This is a genomic window from Leptolyngbya sp. FACHB-541 (assembly GCF_014695875.1).
Classification (GTDB): domain Bacteria; phylum Cyanobacteriota; class Cyanobacteriia; order Elainellales; family Elainellaceae; genus JAAUTN01.
In genome coordinates this window covers 236,828-258,468 of the sequence record NZ_JACJPC010000110.1, presented here as the reverse complement: position 1 = coordinate 258,468, position 21,641 = coordinate 236,828, and the positions used below count along the sequence as shown (strand labels likewise).

22 protein-coding genes are annotated in these 21,641 nt (G+C 50.0%); 13 read left to right on the top strand and 9 right to left on the bottom strand.

Annotated features, from left to right (window positions below):
- Nucleotides 1–2: 2 nt before the first annotated feature.
- From H6G00_RS23690 to gcvT, 4 genes are all read right to left on the bottom strand, one after another.
- A complete protein-coding gene (locus H6G00_RS23690) occupies nt 3–629 on the bottom strand; it encodes a type I restriction endonuclease (RefSeq protein ID WP_190798626.1) in 627 nt (208 codons plus the stop codon).
- Nucleotides 630–737: 108 nt separating this feature from the next.
- Nucleotides 738–3,779, bottom strand: coding sequence for an aminomethyl-transferring glycine dehydrogenase (gene gcvP, locus H6G00_RS23685; protein ID WP_190798625.1), 3,042 nt, complete (start codon nt 3,777–3,779; stop codon nt 738–740).
- A gap of 140 nt (nt 3,780–3,919) precedes the next feature.
- Entirely contained in the window at nt 3,920–4,309 is a 390-nt protein-coding gene (gene gcvH, locus H6G00_RS23680; protein ID WP_190643185.1) for a glycine cleavage system protein GcvH, read from the bottom strand.
- Between the two features lie 185 nt (nt 4,310–4,494).
- Nucleotides 4,495–5,637 carry a glycine cleavage system aminomethyltransferase GcvT gene (gcvT, locus tag H6G00_RS23675; protein WP_190798624.1) on the bottom strand — a complete coding sequence of 381 codons (1,143 nt, stop codon included), beginning with the start codon at nt 5,635–5,637 and terminating at the stop codon, nt 4,495–4,497.
- Nucleotides 5,638–5,893: 256 nt separating this feature from the next.
- On the opposite strand from gcvT, the gene H6G00_RS23670 reads away from it, so the two are divergent.
- From H6G00_RS23670 to H6G00_RS23630, 9 genes are all read left to right on the top strand, one after another.
- A complete protein-coding gene (locus tag H6G00_RS23670; protein WP_190798623.1) occupies nt 5,894–6,145 on the top strand; it encodes a hypothetical protein in 252 nt (83 codons plus the stop codon).
- A gap of 187 nt (nt 6,146–6,332) precedes the next feature.
- A complete protein-coding gene (locus H6G00_RS23665) occupies nt 6,333–6,755 on the top strand; it encodes a hypothetical protein (protein ID WP_190643182.1) in 423 nt (140 codons plus the stop codon).
- A 625-nt stretch (nt 6,756–7,380) separates the two neighbouring features.
- Nucleotides 7,381–9,321 carry an FAD-dependent oxidoreductase gene (locus H6G00_RS23660; RefSeq protein ID WP_190798622.1) on the top strand — a complete coding sequence of 647 codons (1,941 nt, stop codon included), beginning with the start codon at nt 7,381–7,383 and terminating at the stop codon, nt 9,319–9,321.
- Entirely contained in the window at nt 9,318–10,400 is a 1,083-nt protein-coding gene (locus H6G00_RS23655; protein WP_190643179.1) for an aromatic ring-hydroxylating dioxygenase subunit alpha, read from the top strand. The genes H6G00_RS23660 and H6G00_RS23655 overlap by 4 nt, the downstream gene beginning before the upstream one ends.
- Nucleotides 10,401–10,475: 75 nt before the next feature.
- Nucleotides 10,476–11,192, top strand: coding sequence for a Uma2 family endonuclease (locus tag H6G00_RS23650; RefSeq protein ID WP_190679288.1), 717 nt, complete (start codon nt 10,476–10,478; stop codon nt 11,190–11,192).
- Nucleotides 11,193–11,316: 124 nt separating this feature from the next.
- Nucleotides 11,317–11,463, top strand: coding sequence for a hypothetical protein (locus tag H6G00_RS23645; RefSeq protein WP_190679286.1), 147 nt, complete (start codon nt 11,317–11,319; stop codon nt 11,461–11,463).
- Between the two features lie 2 nt (nt 11,464–11,465).
- A complete protein-coding gene (locus H6G00_RS23640; RefSeq protein WP_190798621.1) occupies nt 11,466–12,683 on the top strand; it encodes a sulfite exporter TauE/SafE family protein in 1,218 nt (405 codons plus the stop codon).
- The gene (locus H6G00_RS23635) at nt 12,658–13,323 is read left to right on the top strand and encodes a hypothetical protein (protein WP_190798620.1); all 666 of its coding nucleotides are present in this window, start codon (nt 12,658–12,660) and stop codon (nt 13,321–13,323) included. Before H6G00_RS23640 ends, H6G00_RS23635 begins: the two co-directional genes overlap by 26 nt.
- A 51-nt stretch (nt 13,324–13,374) precedes the next feature.
- Nucleotides 13,375–14,043 (top strand): dienelactone hydrolase family protein, encoded by a 669-nt coding sequence (locus H6G00_RS23630; RefSeq protein WP_190798619.1) that lies wholly within the window; start codon nt 13,375–13,377, stop codon nt 14,041–14,043.
- Between the two features lie 264 nt (nt 14,044–14,307).
- On the opposite strand, the gene H6G00_RS23625 is transcribed toward H6G00_RS23630, so the two are convergent.
- The 4 genes from H6G00_RS23625 to H6G00_RS23610 form a co-directional block, all read right to left on the bottom strand.
- Nucleotides 14,308–14,547 carry a hypothetical protein gene (locus H6G00_RS23625; RefSeq protein ID WP_190798618.1) on the bottom strand — a complete coding sequence of 80 codons (240 nt, stop codon included), beginning with the start codon at nt 14,545–14,547 and terminating at the stop codon, nt 14,308–14,310.
- A complete protein-coding gene (locus tag H6G00_RS23620; protein WP_190798617.1) occupies nt 14,531–14,806 on the bottom strand; it encodes a BrnT family toxin in 276 nt (91 codons plus the stop codon). Before H6G00_RS23620 ends, H6G00_RS23625 begins: the two co-directional genes overlap by 17 nt.
- 66 nt (nt 14,807–14,872) lie before the next feature.
- Nucleotides 14,873–15,298, bottom strand: a complete 426-nt coding sequence (locus H6G00_RS23615) for a hypothetical protein (RefSeq protein ID WP_190798616.1) — start codon at nt 15,296–15,298, stop codon at nt 14,873–14,875.
- Nucleotides 15,299–15,718: 420 nt separating this feature from the next.
- Nucleotides 15,719–16,612 carry a PIN domain-containing protein gene (locus H6G00_RS23610; RefSeq protein ID WP_190798615.1) on the bottom strand — a complete coding sequence of 298 codons (894 nt, stop codon included), beginning with the start codon at nt 16,610–16,612 and terminating at the stop codon, nt 15,719–15,721.
- A 688-nt stretch (nt 16,613–17,300) separates the two neighbouring features.
- Here H6G00_RS23610 and H6G00_RS36250 point away from each other — a divergent pair.
- From H6G00_RS36250 to H6G00_RS23595, 4 genes are all read left to right on the top strand, one after another.
- Nucleotides 17,301–17,936: a reverse transcriptase N-terminal domain-containing protein gene (locus H6G00_RS36250; protein ID WP_277881945.1), complete on the top strand. Its 636-nt coding sequence runs from the start codon at nt 17,301–17,303 to the stop codon at nt 17,934–17,936.
- A gap of 26 nt (nt 17,937–17,962) precedes the next feature.
- On the top strand, nt 17,963–18,979 hold the full coding sequence (locus tag H6G00_RS36245) for a reverse transcriptase domain-containing protein (RefSeq protein WP_347278217.1): 1,017 nt from the start codon (nt 17,963–17,965) through the stop codon (nt 18,977–18,979).
- A 646-nt stretch (nt 18,980–19,625) separates the two neighbouring features.
- Nucleotides 19,626–19,814: a hypothetical protein gene (locus H6G00_RS23600; protein WP_190798614.1), complete on the top strand. Its 189-nt coding sequence runs from the start codon at nt 19,626–19,628 to the stop codon at nt 19,812–19,814.
- A 75-nt stretch (nt 19,815–19,889) separates the two neighbouring features.
- Nucleotides 19,890–20,495, top strand: coding sequence for a Uma2 family endonuclease (locus H6G00_RS23595; protein ID WP_190798613.1), 606 nt, complete (start codon nt 19,890–19,892; stop codon nt 20,493–20,495).
- Nucleotides 20,496–20,525: 30 nt separating this feature from the next.
- On the opposite strand, the gene H6G00_RS34855 is transcribed toward H6G00_RS23595, so the two are convergent.
- A complete protein-coding gene (locus H6G00_RS34855; protein ID WP_199318665.1) occupies nt 20,526–21,524 on the bottom strand; it encodes a lysozyme in 999 nt (332 codons plus the stop codon).
- Between the last annotated feature and the right edge of the window lie 117 nt (nt 21,525–21,641).

The following is a 21,641-nucleotide window of genomic DNA, read 5'->3' as shown; positions in this document are numbered from 1 at the left end:
TCCTAAAAGACTAGCGATTTTCCCAGGTGCTTCAAGATCTTAAGGACATGATATAGATCGTTACTGCGCTTCATTAAAGAGAATTCATCTGACAAAGCATATTGGGGTATTTCGCGTTGAGTCAACTTCAGAAAAATGAAGTGGCTACCGTTAGTTACGAGACCAAAAACGGGGCGTTCAGGGTAAGGATTACCCGTCATGTAGGCGAGTGCTTGGGCGATCGCCTGCTTGAGTGAAAAACCAGCTTCTTTTGATTCAACAGTGAGAATCCAGAAGCGCTCTTGCAGCACCAGCACATCAATTCTTCCACGAAACAATTGCCCGTCATCCTCAGCGGTGATTTGAACCGATGCTTCCGTAGAAAAGCGAAACGGTGACTGATAAAAGCCTGCCATTGACAGTAAGGGCGACAAAACAACCATTTTCACAGCAACTTCCGCTAGGGGAGATTCATTTAGATATAGGAAGTTGCGCTTAATCTGATCCAAAGCTTGCTGTTCCGATTCGGTTAGCTCTGGTAGTTCCTGATACCATTCCGGGAAGAAGGATTCGTCCTGCGCTTCCCTCAAATCAAACTTGGCTTTGATATCGTACAAACTTAAATTGCTAATTGGTAGGCTTTGAACCATAGGATACGCTCCTGACCTAGAGGTTGGGTTGAGCTAGCGAAACCCGACAATCTTAGAGTTTTAGACCTGTTGGGTTTCATGCTTCAGCCCAACCTGCGTTTCTCTATCCTATTCTGCGTAAGCTTCCATAGGTAGGCAGGCACAAATTAGGTTGCGATCGCCATAGGCATTATCGATTCGTCCGGTTGAAGCCCAGAATTTGTTTTCTTGCGTCCAGGAAGTTGGGTAAGCAGCGCGCTTACGGGAGTAAGGACGTTCCCATTCATCGCTGATGAGAATTTCGGCGGTGTGGGGTGCATTTTTAAGCAGGTTGTTTTGGCGATCGGCTTTCCCCTGCTCAATTTCGCGAATCTCCTCACGAATTGCGATCATGGCATCACAGAAGCGGTCTAGCTCTTGCTTGGACTCACTCTCGGTGGGCTCTACCATCACCGTTCCGGCAACCGGCCAGGACACCGTTGGTGGATGGAAACCGTAGTCAATCAACCGTTTGGCGATATCATCAACTTCGATCCCAGCGGTTTTCTTAAACTGGCGCAAATCCAAAATGCACTCGTGGGCAACCAGTCCATTTTTACCTTTGTAGAGAATTGGGTAGTCATTCTCCAGTCGCTTGGCGATGTAGTTGGCATTCAGAATCGCGACTTGTGTGGCTCTAGTCAGTCCAGTCGACCCCATTAGAGCGATGTACATCCAGGAAATTGGCAGAATGCTGCTGCTGCCCCAGGGAGCCGAAGCAACTGCACCGATTCGAGCAGGTTGAGCTTTGGATCTTGAACTTTGAAAGTCACCTTCTGAGTAGACTTCTTCAATGTCAACGACAGAGTGACCTGGCAGGAGGGGTTTCAGGTGAGGCTTTACGCCAATTGGTCCGATACCCGGTCCGCCGCCGCCATGAGGAATGCAGAAAGTTTTGTGCAAATTGAGGTGACAGACATCTGCGCCAAAATCTGCCGGACGACAAAGCCCAACCTGGGCGTTCATGTTTGCGCCATCCATATAGACTTGACCGCCGTGCTGGTGGACGATCGCACAAATCTCTTGAATCGCCTCCTCAAACACACCGTGCGTCGAAGGATAGGTCACCATCAGCGCTGCCAGATGCTCGTGATGCTTCTCGGCTTTTGCTTTTAGGTCAGCTACATCGATGTTGCCGTCTGCATCACAAACAACCGGGACAACCTTCATCCCAGCCATGACTGCACTGGCGGGGTTAGTACCATGCGCCGATTCTGGGATCAGGCAAATGTTACGGTGCCCTTCGCCACGCTGCTCGTGATATTGCCGAATGACCAATAGTCCAGCGTATTCGCCCTGCGATCCGGCGTTGGGCTGAAGTGAGATTCCGGCAAATCCGGTAATTTCTGATAGCATTTGCTCTAGCTGCTGAAACAGAGTTTGATAGCCCTGAGTTTGTGCCAGCGGCGCAAAGGGATGAATCTGGGCAAACTCGGGCCAGCTAATTGGAATCATTTCGGCAGTCGCGTTTAGCTTCATCGTGCAAGAGCCAAGCGGAATCATTGCCGTTGTCAACGACAAATCCTTTGCCTGAAGCCGATGAATGTAGCGCAGCAGTTCTGTTTCAGAGCGGTAGCGGTGGAAAACGGGATGGGTTAGGTAAGCACTCGTTCGCTGATGAGCGGCTGGAATTTGAAAATTGCTCCGAGGAGAAAGAGTCGATGGGGTAAAGTGGGGCGTTTCTCCTTTTAGGAAAGCCTTGAAGAGGTGCAGCAGGTCTGGCTCAGAGGTGGTTTCGTCTAGGGAAATACCAATGGCGCGATCGCCCAGCCGACGCAGGTTGATGCGGTGGGCGATCGCCCGTTCCAAAATTTCCTCAGCCCGCTCGCCTACCTCTACTCGCAGCGTGTCAAAAAATGGCGTACCCACCTCATAGCCCAATTGCTGCAAACCCTCTGCCAGAGTTGCAGTGCGCTGATGAATGCGACGGGCAATCTGGTGCAGCCCTTCCGGCCCGTGATAGACCGCATACATGCTCGCCATCACCGCCAGTAGCACCTGTGCTGTACAAATATTGCTGGTCGCCTTGTCCCGACGAATGTGCTGTTCGCGGGTTTGCAGCGCCAGTCGCAGCGCGGGTCGTCCCGATACATCTTTGGAAACGCCCACCAATCGCCCCGGAATTTGCCGCTTGTACGCTTCCTTCGTGGCAAAGTAGGCCGCATGGGGACCACCATAGCCCAGGGGAACGCCAAACCGCTGGGTATTGCCCACGGCAATGTCTGCACCGAGTTCCCCTGGTGGCTTCAGCAAGGTGAGGCTGAGCAAATCTGCTGCCATTATCACCAGGGCACCTGCCTCATGCGTCCGTTGGATAAATTCCTGGTAATCGTAAATCGTGCCGTCTGTTGCCGGATATTGCAGCAGTGCGCCAAAAATAGGCTGATCAAACTCAAAGGTCTGGTGATCGCCCACAATCACCTCAATCCCCTGCGGCTTGGCGCGAGTTTGGATCACGTCAATGGTTTGAGGATGACAGGCTGCGGAAACCCAGAAGGCTTTGGCACTGCCTTTGTGTAAGCCGTAGCTCATTGTCATCGCTTCGGCAGCAGCGGTTGCTTCATCAAGCAAAGAAGCGTTGGCGATCTCCAGTCCGGTCAGGTCGATCACCATTGTCTGAAAGTTGAGCATTGCCTCCAGTCGCCCCTGAGCAATTTCTGGCTGGTAGGGCGTGTATTGGGTGTACCAACCCGGATTTTCGAGAATGTTGCGCTGAATTACCGGGGGCGTAATGCAGTTTGAGTAGCCCATGCCGATGAAAGAGTGGAAGATCTGGTTTTGAGTGGCGATCGCCCTCAACTCTTGCAACACCTCATATTCACTCGACCCACCTGATAGCTCCAGCGGCTTTTGCAGACGAATTGCAGGCGGAATCGTTTGATCGATCAGTGCCTCCAGTGTCGAAAAGCCCAAAGCTTCCAGCATTTTCTCTACGTCCGCTGGACTGGGTCCAATATGCCTGCGCTCAAACTCCCCTTGCGCCTCACCAAATACCTGTTTGGTTGACCCATTAGCAGCGGAGCCATTCCCATTTTGGACGAGGGCAGACGAGTCAACCTGAGCGTATGACGCATCAGAATCGGACTGGCTCAAATCGGACGAGGGATGCAGATCAAGAGAATCTGAAGACATGGAGGCAGTGCAGGGGGAACGACAACAAAGACAGCTCAGAACGGATCTGAATTGATCAGATTTCTGACTATTCTGCAATACTTTGCAATAAATAGCAGAATAATTGCCTTAGCTGCCTGGGTCTGGTCAGGCTAAACAGACTATTCCCCTTCGACCTGCGCCTGATATTCGCTGGCAGACAAAGCGCTGTCTAGCTCACTGGCATCTTCAAATTTCACCTTGAGCAGCCAGCCCTCACCGTAAGGATCTTTTGCCACTTGCTCAGGCGCTTCGACCATTGGGTCATTTCGTTCGATTACAGTGCCTGAGATCGGAGCGTTCAAATCTTCTACCGCTTTCACAGATTCGACAGTGCCAAAGGTTTCTCCTTTGGTCAGGGCTGAGCCAACGTCGGGCAACTCCAGGAAAACGATGTCGCCAAGCTGATCAACCGCAAAAGCAGTAATGCCAATGGTGGCAATGTCGCCATCTAGCCGAGCGTACTCATGGGAGTCGAGATACTTTAGGTCTTCGGGATATTCGAGCGCCATAGCAGGTTGCCAATAAAGATTTGAGGGGAATACCTCAAACAAAATTATTCCGTAAAAGCCGAAAAAGCTACAGTAGCCTGACAAAAATGCTCACGGATTTTAGATTTGTTGAAACTGTAGTGACTCAAGCAAGTGACCTAAGCAAAAACTTCAGCGGAGGTGAGAGCAATGGATGCGATCGCCCCTCAAAGCGTAGGAATTGCTGCCGACTTATAAAACGGACGTTTCACAACGATCGCCCGATATGCTTTCTGGCGAATCTCAATGTCTAACTCTTGCCCCGTCTTAGCTAAGTGAGTGGGAACGTAGGCAAGGGCGATCGCCTTCCCCAAAGTTGGAGACACGGTACCGCTGGTAACAACCCCAACCTTTTCCTGGTTAAACAGCACTGGATAATCGTGACGGGCGATGTTTCGCCCTTCCATCTGTAGCCCGACTAGCTTTCGCGCTACGCCAAATTGCTTCTGCTCCTCAAGCACCTTGCGACCGATGAAGTCCCCTTTGCGGTCAAGGTGAACCAGCCATCCCAAACCCGCTTCGAGCGGTGTGGTGGTTTCGTCAATGTCCTGCCCGTAGAGTGCCATTGCCGCTTCGAGCCGCAGGGTGTCGCGTGCGCCCAAGCCGCAGGGGGTAATGCCAGATTTGAGGAGCGATCGCCACAAATCAATCCCCGTTTGCGAATCAACCATCACCTCAAAGCCATCCTCGCCCGTATAGCCCGTCCGTGCCAAAAATCCGGGCTGTCCCAAAACAGTACCTTCCAAATGTCCAAACCGCTTGACCTGGGACAAATCTTCCTGCACAAAAGCCTGAAGTAAGCTGACTGCCTTTGGTCCCTGCACTGCTAACAAGACTTTTGTGGGCGACAAGTCTTGAAAGTTCAGGTCTGAACTCAGATTTGCCAGCAGCCAATCACGGTCTTTCACTGTTGTGGCTGCGTTGGCGATCAGCATCACCCGCTGATTGCCCTTCGCGTCTACTCCCTGGTAGTAAACGATCAGATCGTCAATAATCCCTGCCTGAGCATTCAGCAAAACCGTGTACTGGGCTTCACCAGGCTGCAAACGGCTCAAATCAGAAGGAACGAGTAGCTGAAGCGCGTCGATCACATCTGCGCCGCTCAATGCAAACTTTCCCATGTGGGAGATGTCAAACATCCCCGCTGCCTCACGCACAGCCCGATGTTCGGGCAAGATGCCGCTGTACTGCACAGGCATTTCCCATCCAGAGAAAGGGACAATGCGGGCTTGAGCTTCGCGATACAGCTCGTAAAGCGGAGTGCGAAACAGAGAGGCGATGGGCTGCACGCTTTCAGAAGGATGGGTCACAGATTTTTAATTCCTAAAATATTGACAAGTAATACTGATTTTCACGAAGCAGGGCCTCGTTGTAGGCACTCCCAAATAGAACCTGGGAACAAGGACTGAACAAGTATTTCTCGTTACGAGGCTCCGCCTTCTAATGCTAGTTTAGAGGCTCTGCCTCCTGATCTATCAACCTAGGAGAGCCTCGCTATAAGTAAAGCGATTAAAAATACTAAGAACAGCAATTGACCTGACAGAACTTTGCTGAAGGAAAGAAGAAATGCCTAATCCAACAGATAACAACTCCGCAGAAATTGAACTTACTTCAACAGAAATTACTTTTGATGAGGGAGAGTATGTTACCGATGATGGAACGCGAATTCTGCCCGACGGGACACTGATTTTTTCGAACGGAGCAAGGGTTATTCCGACTGAGCAAGGCGGAGGACAAATTGTTTTGCCAGATGGAAGGAGGCTAGAACTTGGAGAAAGAGTAGTTATGGAGGATGGGACAATTTTTGAGCAAGTATAGCTGAACAAATTTGGCTTCCCACACTTTTGCGATCGCTACGACCGCCGCTCCAAAAGTGCTCGAATGTTTGGAAGAGTCGCTTCAATCATCTAAGGACAAGGCAGTAAACCTCCAGCATGATAGCGACTTGTTATATACTGATCTTTACATTTGTTAACTGACGGGCACTCCTGCGGAGCATTTAATCATGAACCCTGAACCTTTTACTAATCCTCCTGTGTTTACGCTGATTATGGTGAGCAATTTCTTTGCGATCGCCTTTGGGTTCATTTTCAAAGACATCCTGGAATATCAGGTCGCTCAGTGGGATACAAACCGTCAGTCTCAATCCAAAATCAACTATGCAACGCCCCATGCGATCGCCGCTTATTTCGGCTTGACGGTCTGCCTGGTGGTTTTCATGGCGGCTAGCTTTTCAGTATTTAGCCTGGTTTGGTGGTTTGCCGCTGGATTGGCAACGATCGTTGTGGTGCCAACTGCACTACTCATCTGGTTTCAGCTTGGCTCAATGCTGAGTTTGCTGGTCAGAGGTGGTTCTGAAGCAATGGATATTGATTCCTATGGCGCTGGCGCGGTGTTTGATACGCAGGCAGCAAAACCGAAACAGTAAGGAGCATGAATTTAATGAAGTGCGGTATTCCGGTTAGGGGCTTGGCACTGCCAAGCCCCTACAGCAGAGGAACTACGCAAGTTAGTTGACTTGTAGGTTAGGTTGAGGGCACGAAATCCAGAGCAGCAAGGACTGTGTTGGGTCTCGTGCCCTCAACTTGTGTTTGACGTGCCTCCGAGACAACCTACATTTAAGGCGCTGCACGTTTCAGTAGCATTGCAGGAATGCGGGAAGACGCAGGAGCATCGCGGAAAGATACAGGAGCATTACGCAACGCTATAGGGTTCGTTGGGCAGAGCTGTAACGCACGTCTGTCAAAGCTTTGATGCGTTACGCTGACGCTAACGCATCCTACGAGCTTTAGGTGGGGCTTGATCGTCCGTTCTCGCTATGAAACAGGCTTGAACAGCGGGGATCAACAAATCGGGTATTCTCTCGAATGTAGAGACATGATAAAGAGCTTTATCGGCTAACGATTTCACTAGAAAGGGCTGAATCCTTCATCTCATAAGGCTCTGACTGGGCTATGGATAGAGCAGAGGGCGATCGCCTAAGCTTGGTATGATTCATGGTCTGAAGCGCTCAATGCATCAAACATCCATTCCTGCCCTAGTTTTCGTAAATAATGAGTGAAGCGTTAGGTTCTGCCCTGTTGAAATCCGTCTCTCGACGAACATTACTCAAGCTTTTCGGAATCGGTACCGTAGGAGGACTGGTCGGCTACTCTCGCCTCGCCAAACCCCAGCCTTCTGTCTTTCAGCAAGACACGCTTGACTTACCCCGCTACCTCAACCAGCCCAAAAGTGTTGCTGTAGTGGGGGGTGGTTTGGCGGGTTTGGCTTGTGCCTATGAACTTAGCCAGCGTGGATTTGCCGTCACACTCTTAGAACGATCAGCTCAACTGGGCGGCAAAGTTGCCAGTTGGGAAATCCAGGTGGGCGACCAAACGCTCATGATGGAGCACGGGTTCCACGGCTTTTTCCCGCAGTATTACAACTTGAAGGGGTTAGTCCAGGAGATCGGTGCAACGGATAACTTCAAGTCGCTGGAATATTACTCGGTGGTTTATCGCGATCGCCAGTATCGCCCCGAAGTTTTCCGCCCCAGCCACTCTGCCTTTCCCTGGAATATTGTTGATCTGGCGGTGTCTTCTTCCAATCGCCTGCGTTGGGGGTTGAACCTAACCAAGTATGAACACTGGCAGGTGTTTCGTGAAATTACTGGATTCAATGCTCAAAAGAGTTTCCAGCGGCTCGACCATCTGTCCGTGGCGGAATGGACGAAAGAAGGCTTTCCTCAAGGGCTGTACGACCTTTACTTTCTGCCCTTCGCCAAGTCCAGCCTGAATGCACCCGATGTCATGAGTGCGGGAGAGCTAATGCAGTTCTTTCACTTTTACTTCTTTGGCAATCCAGAAGGGCTGGCATTTAACGGCACTCGTCAGGATATGGGCAGAAGCCTGGTAGATCCGATCGCCCAGTCGATTCAGCAAAGTGGCGGCACCATTCTCACAGATGTCACCGTCAGCGGCGTGCGCTGGGATCAGGGAGAGGTGAAAGCCCTCAGCTATCAGCGAGGAAATAGCAGCAGTCGAGTACCGTTCTGGGTAAAGCGCAATCCCCTGCTTAGCACAGACCAGTTGGAATACTTTGGCGCGGGCGATGCGGTCTATGCGATCGCTGCCAACAGCAACGAAGCCGTTTCCCTCAGCTGCACTCACCAGGGCTGCACCGTGCATGAAGAGGAAGACGGCGCGTTTCACTGTCCCTGTCATGGTGCAATGTATGACGCTCAGGGACGAGTCCAGCGTGGTCCCGCCCAGCGAGATTTGCCTCGCTTTCAGGTGATCCAGCGGCAAGAGGAACAGGTGCAGTTGGTGGCGATCGCCGCTGAAGCAATGCCGAGCGAAACTGTAGAAGCAGATTTTTATGTTTTTGCAGCAGACGTACCGGGCGTTCAACATTTGTTTTCTCTATCTGAAGGTGAAGCCCATCCTCAGGTGGCACAGCAGGTCAAACAGTTAGCGGTGGCTGACCCATTTGCAGTGGCTCGGTTCTGGCTTGACCGTGACTTTCCCTGGCAGCACAGCAACTTTGCCTCCCTGTCGGGCTACAGCCTCACTGACAGCATCACCCTCTATCACCGCATCCAGGAAGATTACATCGATTGGGCAGAACGCACGGGGGGTAGCGTTGTCGAGCTTCACGCTTATTGCTACAAAGAAGCCAAGTTCCCAACACAGCAGGCTTTGCTGACCACCTTTGAGCGGGAACTGTACGAAATTGTGCCAGAACTGCAACAGGCAACGGTTTTGCACCGGGAACTGGTGAATCAGAAGAACTTCGCCGGATTCCCGCCCAACAGCTACGCCGATCGCCCGGAGACCAGCACCTCTGCCGCCAACCTACTATTTGCGGGAGACTGGGTAAAGATGCCCTTCCCCTGCGGCTTAATGGAACGGGCAATCAGCAGCGGCTTGCTGGCAGCAAACGAGATCCTCCACCGGGAAGGGCTTCAGCGGCGATCGCTGCTCTCGGTCAATCCTCAAGGAATGTTGCAGATATGATCACGGACGTTTCTTCTACCCATCGAGATGTGCGGCGGGTGGGCATCAACCCTCACCATTGGTATGTCGTCGCCCGCAGCAGTGAAGTGCAGACGCAGCCCGTGGGGACCACACTCTGGCATCAAGATATCGTGCTGTATCGCGATCGCACAGGTCAGATTCATGCCTTAGAAGACCGCTGCCCCCATCGTCACGTCAAGCTGAGCGAAGGCAAGGTGATTGGTGATTGGCTGGAGTGCGCCTATCACGGCTGGCAGTTCAACTCAGCAGGACAGTGCGCCGCTGTCCCTTACCTGGCAGACAACCAGAAGCTACCTACCTGCCAAATTCGCCGCTATCCTGTGCGGGATCAAGATGGTTTCATCTGGCTCTATCCCAGCACCCAAGGATTGCAGGAATCTATCAGTGGAGAAATGCAGCCTACTGTGCAGCCAATGGGCTTGCCCGAATGGGATCACCTCAACTACATTGCCACCGTTTCGATCATTGAGTGCAACGCTCACTTCTCTTTTCTGATCGAAAACCTGATGGATATGTATCACGGGCATCTGCACGACGACTATCAGGCTTGGGCTGAGGCAAAGCTGGAGGGGTTAGAGGAAGGGGGCGATCGCGTTGATGCTCACTATCAGGCACAGAGTTACTACAAAATCGACAAAATCTGGTCAGTCTCGCAACTCATTTTTCCGGCACTGCGGCGGCTCCACCCCGAACCGCTCGACGTCAGCTACGTTTACCCCCATTGGGCATCGGCGCTAGGCAACGATTTCAAAATCTACTGCCTGTTTTGCCCCATCCACGAAACCCGCACCAAGGCTTACCTGATTCACTTCACCTCGCTCAACGCCTTCCATCGTCTGCACAAACTCCCCGAACGCTTTCGCCGCTTTGTCAAAAACAAGATGTTTGGCTCGGCTCAAAAACTGCTAGACGGACTAGTGCGTCAGGATGTGCTGATGATCGAGCAAGAACAAGCTGCCTACCTCAATCACCCCGAACGCCGCAGCTACGAACTCAACCCAACTCTCGCCAGTGTGCAACGCTTGATCAAACACCAGGCAGAACGAGGGACAATGTAGTTAGGATCTACATCATTAGCCGTTCAGCCCCTGGTTCACAGGTAGATCGCAGACTACAGACACGGAGTTGCTACCATGTCCATCGACATCGAATCATCCCGACGGCGCGAGCTGGAATATTACGGAGTTACCATCCCTCCGACTCAAGATGAACTTCCTTACGACGATGGCATCCCAATGGAAACACCTCGCCATGCCGCTCAAATGCGCCTGCTGATCGAATCCCTGGAGCTACATTGGGCTGACCGCCAAGATTTCTTCGTCGGCGGCAATATGTTTGTCTACTTCAGCCTTCAACAAGCACGAAATCAAGATTTCCGTGGGCCAGATTTCTTTGTCGTTTTGGGCGTTCCCAGAAAAGAGCGCAAAAGCTGGGTCGTCTGGGAAGAAGAAAAATCACCCAATTTAGTTATAGAACTGATCTCAGAAAGCACTGCCATCCGCGACAAAGTTGAGAAGAAGCAAATTTATCAGGATCAACTGCGCGTCCCAGAATATATCTGGTTTGATCCTTTCACCACCGAATTGGCTGGCTTCACAGCTCACAACGGCTTCTACGAATCGATGGAGCCAGATGATTGGGGGCGATTAACTAGCGAACAGCTTAAACTCACCCTCACCCTGTGGGAGGGAACCTATCAGAGCATCACCACCCGTTGGTTACGCTGGGCAACCCCAGAGGGGACTCTCTTGCCAACCGCTCAGGAAGTTGCAGAGCAAGAACGGCAGCGAGCGAACCGTTTAGCAGAACGTCTGAGAGAAATGGGGCTTGATCCCGATCAGGTGGAATAGATGCAAACTGGTTGAGCGAGCGCTCAGCCCTGAAAGTTTCGTGAAAGTTTTACAGCCTGTTTTTTGACGAACACCGAAGAGTTGGTGGGGATGATAAACGTCTGATCCAGTTGAAGGAGTTCGTGTGGAAACAGTCATCTGCGATCCTGTTGACGATCGCCATCTTCGGCAGACAACCTGGTACTTCTCTACTCAGAGAGGGGCGATCGCGGCTCAACAAACTCTAAGCTTGATCCAGAGACTTCAGTTATCGACGGTTGCTTTAGATTGACCATGCTGGATTTGCTGCTAATTGCCACTCTAGGATTTTTGGGAAGCTTTGGACACTGTGCAGGTATGTGTGGCCCAATCACTGTCGCCTTTTCTCTGTCACAACAGCAGGAAAAACCATCCTGGCAACAGCAAATTTGCTTTCACGGATTGCTCAATCTTGGACGACTGCTCAGCTATGCTCTCGTAGGGGCAGGTATTGGTGCGTTGAGTTCCGTACTTATTGCGAGTGGGCAGTTTGCTGGAGTTGATAGTGCTTTGCGTCAGGGTATGGCTATCCTGACAGGCATCTTGCTGATCTGGTTTGGACTATCGCAAATCAACCCGGAATCTATCCCACGCCTGCCACTTTTACATCCGCTTACTCAAAAGAATTGGCACAACCGCCTCAGCAGCGGCATGGTGAAACTATCACTTTCGTCTCACTGGTGGACTCCGGCACTGTTGGGTATCGTTTGGGGGCTGATTCCCTGCGGTTTCCTCTACGCGGCACAAATTAAGGCAGCAGAAACGGGCGATCCCTGGATTGGCAGTGTCACCATGCTGGCGTTTGGGCTAGGAACGCTGCCGCTGATGCTGGGTGTAGGCATGGTTGGGTCGCTGGTGAGTGGCGATCGCCGCAGTCAGCTTTTTCGCATGGGCGGTTGGCTCACGCTCACCATTGGCATTCTCACCTTGCTGCGAACAGGGGACATGATCGATTACACCGGGCACGCTTCTCTGTTTTGCCTGATGCTAGCGTTGATTGCCCGTCCTATTAGTCGGCTTTGGGGGCAACCTCTCCGCTATCGCCGTGCCCTGGGTGTAGGAGCATTCATTTTGGCGCTGGCTCACATCGGTCACACACTCACGATGGGCTGGAACGTTCAAGCCATTCCCTTTTTGCTACCCACTCATCAAATCGGCAGTTGGGCAGGCATTGTATCGTTAGCATTGCTTGCGCCACTAGCCCTCACCAGTTTCGATCGCATGGTGAAACGATTAGGAAAACACTGGCGATCGCTCCATCTGCTCAGCGTTCCAGCGTTTATTCTGGCTGCTATTCATACGATTCTACTGGGCTCTCACTATCTGGGTGGATTTGAGCAATCCCTGGTGAATCAGATTGCAGCAGTGGTGTTAGGAGCGATCGCCCTCTTAGTGGTGTTGGTGCGATCGCGCCATTTCTGGTCATTCCTTGCATTAGAAAAACTTTATGTTTTCCCCAGCAAAAATCAGTAGATTAACTCCTGTTTTACTCACAGCTCCACTTTTGTTGTGGGCAGAAATGCCCACCCTTGCCCACAAAGTTGAAGTCTCTGATAACGTCGCTGGACTCTGGCACGTCGAACCAAACCACAATCCTAAATCGGGGGAACCTGCCCAGGTTTGGGTTGCGCTCACTCAGGAAGGAGGGGCGATCGTGCCCCTAGAGCAATGTGACTGTAAGCTAACGGTCTATTCTGCTCCTTACACTGAAGGGGAAACTCCGGTGTTAGAGCCAACTCTTGAAGCAATCTCTGCTGAACAATATCAGGGTATTCCTGGCGCTGAAGTAGTCTTTCCAGAAGCTGGTGAGTATGAGCTACGGCTCAATGGTGCGCCTCAAGCCGGAGCAGACTTTCAGCCTTTTGAATTAAGCTATGTGGCGATCGTGGGTAGGGGAACTACACCAGCAACTAGCCCTTCGACTCAAACAATCACTTCAACGGAAGCAACTCAAACGGCAGATAATCAATCTACTGAAAATACTGTCTTTGGTGATGGTCAGACTATTCCTGCCAACCAAAACTCATCACGGTTGCCTATCATCATTCTGGTAGTAACCCTGTTGCTAGGAGGACTTGGGCTAATCGTTCGGCAGTCTAAGCTGTTTCGCTAAATAACCCAAAGCCTTGGTCTGCAAAAGATTTAACTTTTTAGGAGAAACTTCATGGGAGAAATTATCACCTTTCAGCGTCCAGATCGACAAACCTGCTCTGGCTACTATGCTGAGCCTGCCGATCAAAGTAATGCTCCTGGAGTTGTCGTCATTCAAGAATGGTGGGGATTGAACGACCAAATCAAAGGCGTAGCCAATCAGCTTGTCGAGCAAGGATATCGAGTTTTGGTGCCTGATCTCTATCGGGGAAAGGTCACTCTCGAAGAGGCAGAAGCAGCCCATCTCATGAACGAACTTGATTTTGGCGATGCGGCAACTCAGGATGTTCGCGGTGCCGTACAGTATCTCCAGCAAAACAGTTCCAAAGTAGCAGTTCTGGGGTTTTGTATGGGGGGTGCCTTAGCCGTGTTAGCGGCGGTTCACGTTCCAGAAGCTGATGTTGTCATCTCCTGGTATGGTGTTCCACCTGCTGAAGCGGCTGATACCCGCACGATTAGCATCCCTTTCCAAGGACATTTTGCTCAGCAGGATAGCTTTTTCCCACCCGAACAGGTTGATGCCCTGGAGGCACGATTGAAGGAAGGCAATGTCAACCACGAGCTTTATCGCTATCAGGCGCGGCACGCCTTTGGTAACGAGAACAACGACAGTTACGATCCGGAGGCTACAAAGCTGGCATGGGAGCGATCGCTCAACTTCTTATCACAGCACGCCAAGTAACCACGCACCTTTGAGAATCTAAACTCTCAATATCTCTATCCTCTAACCAAACTCACTTCAACACCCACTCAAAAGCGGGTAAATATCATCAGAAATTACACGATTGAATGCAAAGAGGTGCGTCACGACGCACCCTACAAGATGAGCGATCGCGCTGGATACCGATAGGCAACCTCCAAGCTGCGCCTTCATTGAGGACTTGGCAGTATAACGTTCCGGTTGAGCAGCTACCGACATCCTTTGCTCCAACACCAACCAGCCTTGTCAATCTGCTCCAATCGGGTTGTTGGACTGCTGTCGCTGAGCGATTTGAAGCAATAGGCGCAATGCCTCATTTACAGATGCATCGGTCGGAAAAGCTTTGGCAATATCAGGATCTAGGAGAACCAGATTTGTTCCTGCCCGATATCTTTCAACATACTTGCCTTTGACTCCTCCCACCATTTTGGAAAAGTCGTACTCAGGACGTAGTTCATCTTCTAGCTCATCAACTTCCTTCTTCATAAAATTTCCTTTCTTGGCGAGTGGCTTTTCGAGCACTAATAATACGTGTGCGATTTTCTCTATCAGTGTGGGAAACAACCAATAATTGCCCTAACTTGGACATTCCAATGGTAACGTAGCGATTTTCTCCAACGGAATGATCGGGGTCAGGAAATGTTACAGATAAGGAGTCATCAAATACGGTTGCAGCTTCTTGGAAAGAAATGTTGTGTTTTCTAAGGTTAACAGCAGCTTTTTCTGGGTTCCACTCGAATTCCATGCAAAGGCTCTTGTTGCCGATGGTTTCCAAGATAGCGTAAATGTATCAATGCTTACCTTTTTGTCTTCATTTTTCAAGCAGTGTTACCACAATGTTTATAACACTTAGAATTATGACAGACCAAAGTTGCCATCTTTTAATTACCTCTTCACGGGCTTCAAGATTGGCTTTCCTCAGCCTCTCAATATGTTGTAAACCCCAGTCAAGAACTTCAAGAGTAGAAGGAGGAGCATCTTTTTCTGTACGAAATTGACTGCGAAAAACATCATCAATTAAAAGCTCCTTGATTGCCTCTAGCTGGGACACTTCATCTTCCAAATCACGAATCCAGGCAGGACGCTTGCTCACTTGTGATTGCATTGCAGTTTTCCATTCTTCTAAGCGGCGTGAAGGTACTCCTGGTCGAAACAAATCACCTCGCTCTTCTACAAGGCTCTCTATGTCATAGTCAGCGGGCAACTTTAATCTATATTTAATTCCGTTGTAACTCATGATGGAAATGGGGTCGTTGCAAGTTAGAACCCATGAAGCTGAAAGGACATCAAACTTATCCCGATTGTTTTTCGATCGATGTCTCTTCTTCATTGCGTAATGCTAATGATACTGAGCATAATGTACTCGTCAATTGCCCTCGTCAACATCAAAATAGTTCAAGTCCAGAACTTGGCTGACTCTTTTGAGGTATTGCCTCAACCTATAGCGGTTCTCACTCAAACGCGGTACACCTTGATTTCCTTGGCTCCTTAACTCCTTGACAGCGGTGTACTCTACTTGATTGAGAATTGCTATAAGAACGAAGCAGGCTAACGATTCTGGTCAGCGGTTACCAACACCTTTGCATCGTACCTAAGTGGCTTCGGTTAATCCGCTGCACCAGAGTTGTTGGACAGCATTAAGTGACAATGCTACTCTTTACTGTCGGCCTGGTACGTCTCCAGTTGGTATACCCGCTTCATCTGCTTTGGCAAGCATTACCGAATCACCAGAAAGTAGCTGAATAGCGTTGGTGGGGTTGGAACGCTGCCATTCTAATACTGAGGCGAGAATACGGTCATCTGTTACCTGCGGATCAAGCCAGGACAGAGTACGTTGAAAGTTTGGCTCTCGAGCTGATACTCGAACGTAGACCTTGCCTTGCACCCGAACTCCATCTGATAGTGATCCTTGATTGCGCCAACCCTTTATCCGGTTAGAAAATGTCCGTGCCTTCTCGCGAACTTCAGGGACACGGTGATTTATCTTGTGTTCATCTAACTCACTTAGGACTCCCGGAACAAGCAATACAACAAACTCATCTCTACCTACTACTTCAGCCCAAGAAGATAGTTCCTGATTACGAAGGATTACGTTCGTGTCGGGAACGACCACCAAAGATCCATCAGCCATGAATGGATCGAGTAGGTCGAAAAGTGGTTGAACATGTTTGCGAAATACTGATGGGGCGTCTACCAGGCTTTTAGGAATTGAAAAGTCTGGTTCAGACCTATCAAGCCATTTAGTGACTTTCTCAGCCGCTTTTTCTAAATCTTGGCGAGATCTTCCAGCATCTTCACTGAAAAGGAGGCGGACTTTCTCCAGCCAGCGATTCCACTGATCTAAAACTTTACGCTGGCAACGTCGCCCTTCATCGTTGAGTGCTATCCAAGACGAGTCTGGCACGATTGTCATAATAGCAACACCTATTTCGCGTGACAGTCGCTCAACTTTATAAGGGTCGTAGTTGATATCTGAAATCTCTATCAGTTTGTCGGTTAGTTCAACAATCTTTTCGAGATCACGATGGAGTATTTGTGTGTACGTCACCATATGCAATGACTTTGGTAATTTTAGTGTCCATATTATCGAAAAGACCGTGTAACGAACCTAGCCCCGCAGGATGTCTGCCGTCCAACAACTTATTAGGCAGAATGATTCTGTAGTGCGACACGAAGTTGCACGACTTGAGTGAGAAGCCGACTTCTCTAGGATAGTGTCCAAATCCTATCCCCCATCTCCAAGGGCGTTTCTGGTAGAGAGGTCTTTTGCAAGGAGATAACGTCTAAGGAATGCCTCAGCCATCAAGGGGTTTCGGGCAAGGGGAAATTTGGATAGGTGAACGTGAGTGAATTTCCGTCGAGGCTGCGTGAATTCTGGTCACTGAAACATGGCTGATACGGTGATGATGGGATACGGAAATCTAGCCTGCGGAACTAGATTTGAGGACACCCAATCCCCGCAGTAAAGGAAACACCCTCTCCAGATGAATCTCAAGCGTGTAGAACGTGATAACCCCAATGAGGTCTGAAGCGATGGCTTCAGTCGGTCAACCGCAAGGAAGACTCAACTCCTCAGTGGGAGTAGGATGACCCAAAAAGCGAAAGCCAGTAGACCGAAAGGTCAAGGGAAATCATAACCTGCTGGATAGGACAATTGCTTACCCTGAAAGGGGGCAGACGTGGGTCAGGTGAATCACCCAAAGGTCGAAGTAAAGGAACCCAACTGAGGGACACGTTAGATGCAAAGCCAAGCTTTAGCAAACCGACCCCAAGCACAAACGGATTGGCATGCCATCAACTGGCGCAAAGCGAATCGGATTGTGAGGAACCTGAGACAGCGAATCTTTCGGGCTACCACACAACGCAACTATAAACAGGTGCGTTCGCTTCAAAAGTTGTTGCTGAGAAGTTACTCCAACATTCTTGTGAGTGTTCGCAGAGTGACTCAGCAAAACGCAGGTAGAAAAACGCCAGGACTGGATAAAGTGGTGGTTAAAACGCCAACCGCTAGAGGGAAACTGCTAGACGAACTGGCAGGATATACTCCCTGGAAAGCCCGTCCTGTGCGTCGGGTGTACATCCCAAAAGCGAATGGAAAGCAACGCCCCCTTGGCATCCCCGTTGTCCGAGACCGTTGCATCCAAGCAATGGTCAAGCATGCACTGGAACCTGAATGGGAAGCCCAGTTCGAGGCAACGAGCTACGGATTCCGCCCTGGCAGGAGTTGTCACGATGCCATTGAAAAAATCTACGGCTTTGCCCAACCGAACAAACGGAAACGATGGGTCATTGACGCGGATATCAGAGGCGCTTTTGACAACATCAGCCACACCTTCTTGCTGAATGCCTTGGGTCAGTTTCCGCCCGGGAACTGATTCAACAATGGCTGAAGGCAGGATATGTGGATAAAGGAGCTTTTCACAAGAGTGAAAGTGGAACACCTCAAGGGGGAGTAATTTCTCCCTTACTGGCGAACATTGCTCTGCACGGAATGGAGCAAGCCCTTGGCGTTCAATACAACCGCCGGGGCTACTCGATTGGCTCACGAGCAGTGATTCGATATGCAGACGACTTTGTCGTCTTTTGTGAGTCTCAAGAAGATGCTCAAAAGGCAATCGAAATCCTCATCGCTTGGCTACAAGAGCGGGGTTTGGAGCTATCTCCAGACAAAACCAAAATTGTTTACCTGAGCGAGGGATTTGACTTCTTAGGCTTCAACATCAGGCACTATAGAGCCGAAAAAACCTCTAAAACCGGTTGGAAACTGCTCATCAAACCCAGCCAGGATTCGCTCAACAAAATACGGAAGAAACTGCGCGACGAATGGGTTGCTCTTAAAGGGCATTCTATCCCAACCGTCATCCAGCGCCTCAACCCGATCATTCGCGGATGGGCAAACTACTTTCGTATCGGGGTCGCTCGTAAATGTTTTGAATCGCTTGACAATTGGATGTTTTGTCGGGAAGTTCGATATGTTGAGCATACTCATCCCAACAAGCCCAAAGCCTGGAAGCAATTCCACTACTGGGGCAAGCTGAATCTGCAACGCAATGACCGATGGGTTTTTGGTGAAAAGACTACCGGTATGCATTTGCTCAAGTTCAGTTGGTTTAGCATCGACAGACATGTTTTGGTCAAAGGCAAAGCTTCCCCAGATGACCCAATGCTGCGGGACTATTGGAAAGCTAGAGAACGAGCGAAGGCAAAGGCTCTAGCGCCCAGCTACCATACGCTTGCCAAGCGCCAAGGATATGTTTGCCTAAAATGTGGAGAATCCTTATTTAACGAGGAAGATCTCCACGTTCATCATGTTAAGCCTAAGGCAAAGGGGGGAAAAGACGTTTACAGCAACTTGCGGCTCTTACACTTCTACTGTCACCAACAGCACCATGCGACAACCTCTAAAGCGGTGGAGTAAGTGATTTGCTTAAGCCGGATGTATTGAAAGGTATAAGTCCGGTTTTGAGGGGGCGGGGCTATAGCAATATATCCCTGCTACCCGACTGAAGCCCCGATTTTAATGCTTAGCCCGAATCTTTCTATATAGTATGCTGCTTAGAATACGTATTCCCAAATAGAGAAAGTATACGCAAAGACGAGAGAGAGCGAAGCATAACCTGCTTTGGAGGTTAAACAAATTTTTCTGTCGTTGGGACAGATGTGTATCAGCTAAAATGCGGTTTTGTGGAGCAATGCGAAGCAACAATCCTGAACAAGCTCTAGCAAAACAGCAATGTTTCCTGGAAGTTTTTGGATCTCTGACTCACACGACTGAGTTTAATCGTGTAGTAAATCTAAAGCCTGGGGACTGGAAAGAAATAAAATAGCAAAAAAGAGCGATCGCCAGTGACAGTAACGACGGCACAATGCAACTATGGCATGGAAGCACTTGGTGAGACTGGCTAGAACTTTGCTGTAACTGCATTCGCTATCATCCTTACTTCACCAACTCTACCCCTGAGGAGGCAAGAGCAGCCTGTGAGGTTTACCGCAAGTGGGTCTGGGAGAAGGACGGGGAGACTGAAGCATAACCTGCTCTGGCAGTCATACAAAAATTTCCTGACATGGTTGCAGAAGTTTTTGTCTTGATGACAGAAGTTTCTGTCATGGTTACAAAAGTTTCTGTCATGACAACAAATTCTCCGTTCCTGACGACAGAAGTTTCTGTCGTGACGGCAAAAACTTTTGTCGTGACAACAGCTTGTTCATTTATGACGACAGCAAATCCTGGTGCTGCTACATATTCAATGTAACAAAATGTAGATCTAGTGGGTTACGCTGGCGCTAAAACGCACTCTACAGAATTTTACTGATTCCAGGGGTTTCACATGGCTTACACCTCCTCCAAAACGATTACGTTTGAGGACTTCCTCGCTCAATATGACGACAACCCTCGCTACGAACTCGCTGACGGAGAATTAATCGACATGGAACCAACTGGTCCTCACGAAACCGTTGGCGGTAAACTAGCAACCCAAATTGGCATCGCTATCACAGCTGCACAATTTCCCTGGTTCGTTCCTCGTACTTGCCTGATTCGCCCTTTTTCCGATATCGCCACTGCTCGTCGCCCCGACATTGTGGTGCTTGACGAAGCTGTTCTGACTAGTGAACCTCTCTGGGAACAAGAACCTGTGATTACGCTAGGGCGCTCGATCAAGCTCGTCGTCGAAATCGTCAGCACAAACTGGGAAACGGATTATGCCCGAAAAGTTGAAGAGTACGCGCTTCTAGGAATTCCTGAATATTGGATTGTAGACTATCGCGCCTTAGGTGGTGTTGCGTTCATTGGCAAGCCCAAGCAACCCACCTTCACGGTTTGTCAGCTCATCGGTGAAGAGTACCAGCAGACGCAATATCGCCTCGGTCAACTCATTCACTCTCCCCTTTTACCCAATCTTCAGCTACGGCTAGACGATATTCTCCCCCGTTAGTTTGGCGGCTGACGTACTCTTTCTATGCCTTCAATTTCTCTTCAAAAATAGGGCACGCTCCGCCTCTCTGCGCCGCACCAATCCTTGCAGTACCCTACCACCGCCTTTATTCCAAAGCAGCAGTTGATCCGCTGCGCCCTGATAGTTGCGTTGGTTAAGCAGCTTCAGCAAAGTTGATCGCTGAAATGCACCAATGCCCACGTTGAAGGCAAAGCAAACCAAAGCACTGAATTGATTTGACGTAAGAGGCACTTTGACCGCGTCACTGACTGCCCTCTCAAACCGCACCAGATCGCGCTGCAATAGGTCTTCGCCTCCTTGTTGGGTGATGCGATCGCCCATTCTCACTCCCAGCGTAGACCCATAGCCAATCGTCGGTACTCCCGCCGGACAAATATAAGCTTGGGGTCTGAACCCCTCAAAATGCTTAATCATATCCAACCCAGCCCGATTGATTTTGCCAGAAGTGCCAGAAGTTGGTGGGGGAGGTTGGGGTGGCTCAACCCCTTCAATCAAACAATGCCCTTTGTAGATATACCAGACGCTAGCATTGTTTAAAATTGGACCTTCAAAGCAAACCTTGAGATGTCCCTGAAGGTTCTCCCCCGGCACCTCGTAGACGTAAGAGTGTAAGAAAATTCGACAGGGTGGTTTGGCAACTTTTTCGTTGGCAGCTAGCGCTTCTGCGGGCACTGGACGCCGCTTTAACAAGGTCGGTTTAGTAATTCTAAGCACCAGGGGTGGCTTTTCAGGCATCGGAGCAGGACTATTCTCAGTTCCTTCGATCAAGGAATGCTCCTTCGGCACGTACCAAACGCTAGAACCTTTGTATGGACCTGCGAGAAAGATTTTGAAGTGATTTTGCAGGTTTTCCCCTGGTACAGACTCCGCGTAGGATTCCAGCGGAATTCGGCAGGGTCCCTTGTCAACTGTCTCACTAACCGTAAGCTGATCCAACGGAGCAATGCGGCGTTTTAACACAGTTGGACGGGTGATTCTAAGGACCAGAGGAGTTGTAACGTTTGCCATAGGTAGAGCCAAGAATATGCTGTCATTTTAATCACACTTCACCGAGATGGAAAAGCATGGTGAGAATATGGGCTTTTAGGGTGGGGTGAGATACATTTTATAAGCTGTCATTCGTCG

Bases quoted from the DNA above. Each gene is read 5' to 3' on its own strand.
- H6G00_RS23640 (WP_190798621.1), top strand. From the start codon at position 11,466: ATGCTGGATTTGCTGCTAATTGCCACTCTAGGATTTTTGGGAAGCTTT.
- H6G00_RS23660 (WP_190798622.1), top strand. From the start codon at position 7,381: ATGAGTGAAGCGTTAGGTTCTGCCCTGTTGAAATCCGTCTCTCGACGA.
- H6G00_RS23625 (WP_190798618.1), bottom strand. From the start codon at position 14,547: ATGAAGAAGGAAGTTGATGAGCTAGAAGATGAACTACGTCCTGAGTAC.
- H6G00_RS36250 (WP_277881945.1), top strand. From the start codon at position 17,301: ATGCAAAGCCAAGCTTTAGCAAACCGACCCCAAGCACAAACGGATTGG.
- H6G00_RS23650 (WP_190679288.1), top strand. From the start codon at position 10,476: ATGTCCATCGACATCGAATCATCCCGACGGCGCGAGCTGGAATATTAC.
- H6G00_RS23670 (WP_190798623.1), top strand. From the start codon at position 5,894: ATGCCTAATCCAACAGATAACAACTCCGCAGAAATTGAACTTACTTCA.
- gcvH (WP_190643185.1), bottom strand. From the start codon at position 4,309: ATGGCGCTCGAATATCCCGAAGACCTAAAGTATCTCGACTCCCATGAG.
- H6G00_RS23630 (WP_190798619.1), top strand. From the start codon at position 13,375: ATGGGAGAAATTATCACCTTTCAGCGTCCAGATCGACAAACCTGCTCT.
- gcvP (WP_190798625.1), bottom strand. From the start codon at position 3,779: ATGTCTTCAGATTCTCTTGATCTGCATCCCTCGTCCGATTTGAGCCAG.
- H6G00_RS23655 (WP_190643179.1), top strand. From the start codon at position 9,318: ATGATCACGGACGTTTCTTCTACCCATCGAGATGTGCGGCGGGTGGGC.
- H6G00_RS34855 (WP_199318665.1), bottom strand. From the start codon at position 21,524: ATGGCAAACGTTACAACTCCTCTGGTCCTTAGAATCACCCGTCCAACT.
- H6G00_RS23635 (WP_190798620.1), top strand. From the start codon at position 12,658: ATGTTTTCCCCAGCAAAAATCAGTAGATTAACTCCTGTTTTACTCACA.
- H6G00_RS23600 (WP_190798614.1), top strand. From the start codon at position 19,626: ATGGTTGCAGAAGTTTTTGTCTTGATGACAGAAGTTTCTGTCATGGTT.
- H6G00_RS23595 (WP_190798613.1), top strand. From the start codon at position 19,890: ATGGCTTACACCTCCTCCAAAACGATTACGTTTGAGGACTTCCTCGCT.
- H6G00_RS23620 (WP_190798617.1), bottom strand. From the start codon at position 14,806: ATGGAATTCGAGTGGAACCCAGAAAAAGCTGCTGTTAACCTTAGAAAA.
- H6G00_RS23610 (WP_190798615.1), bottom strand. From the start codon at position 16,612: ATGGTGACGTACACACAAATACTCCATCGTGATCTCGAAAAGATTGTT.
- H6G00_RS23665 (WP_190643182.1), top strand. From the start codon at position 6,333: ATGAACCCTGAACCTTTTACTAATCCTCCTGTGTTTACGCTGATTATG.
- H6G00_RS23615 (WP_190798616.1), bottom strand. From the start codon at position 15,298: ATGAGTTACAACGGAATTAAATATAGATTAAAGTTGCCCGCTGACTAT.
- H6G00_RS23690 (WP_190798626.1), bottom strand. From the start codon at position 629: ATGGTTCAAAGCCTACCAATTAGCAATTTAAGTTTGTACGATATCAAA.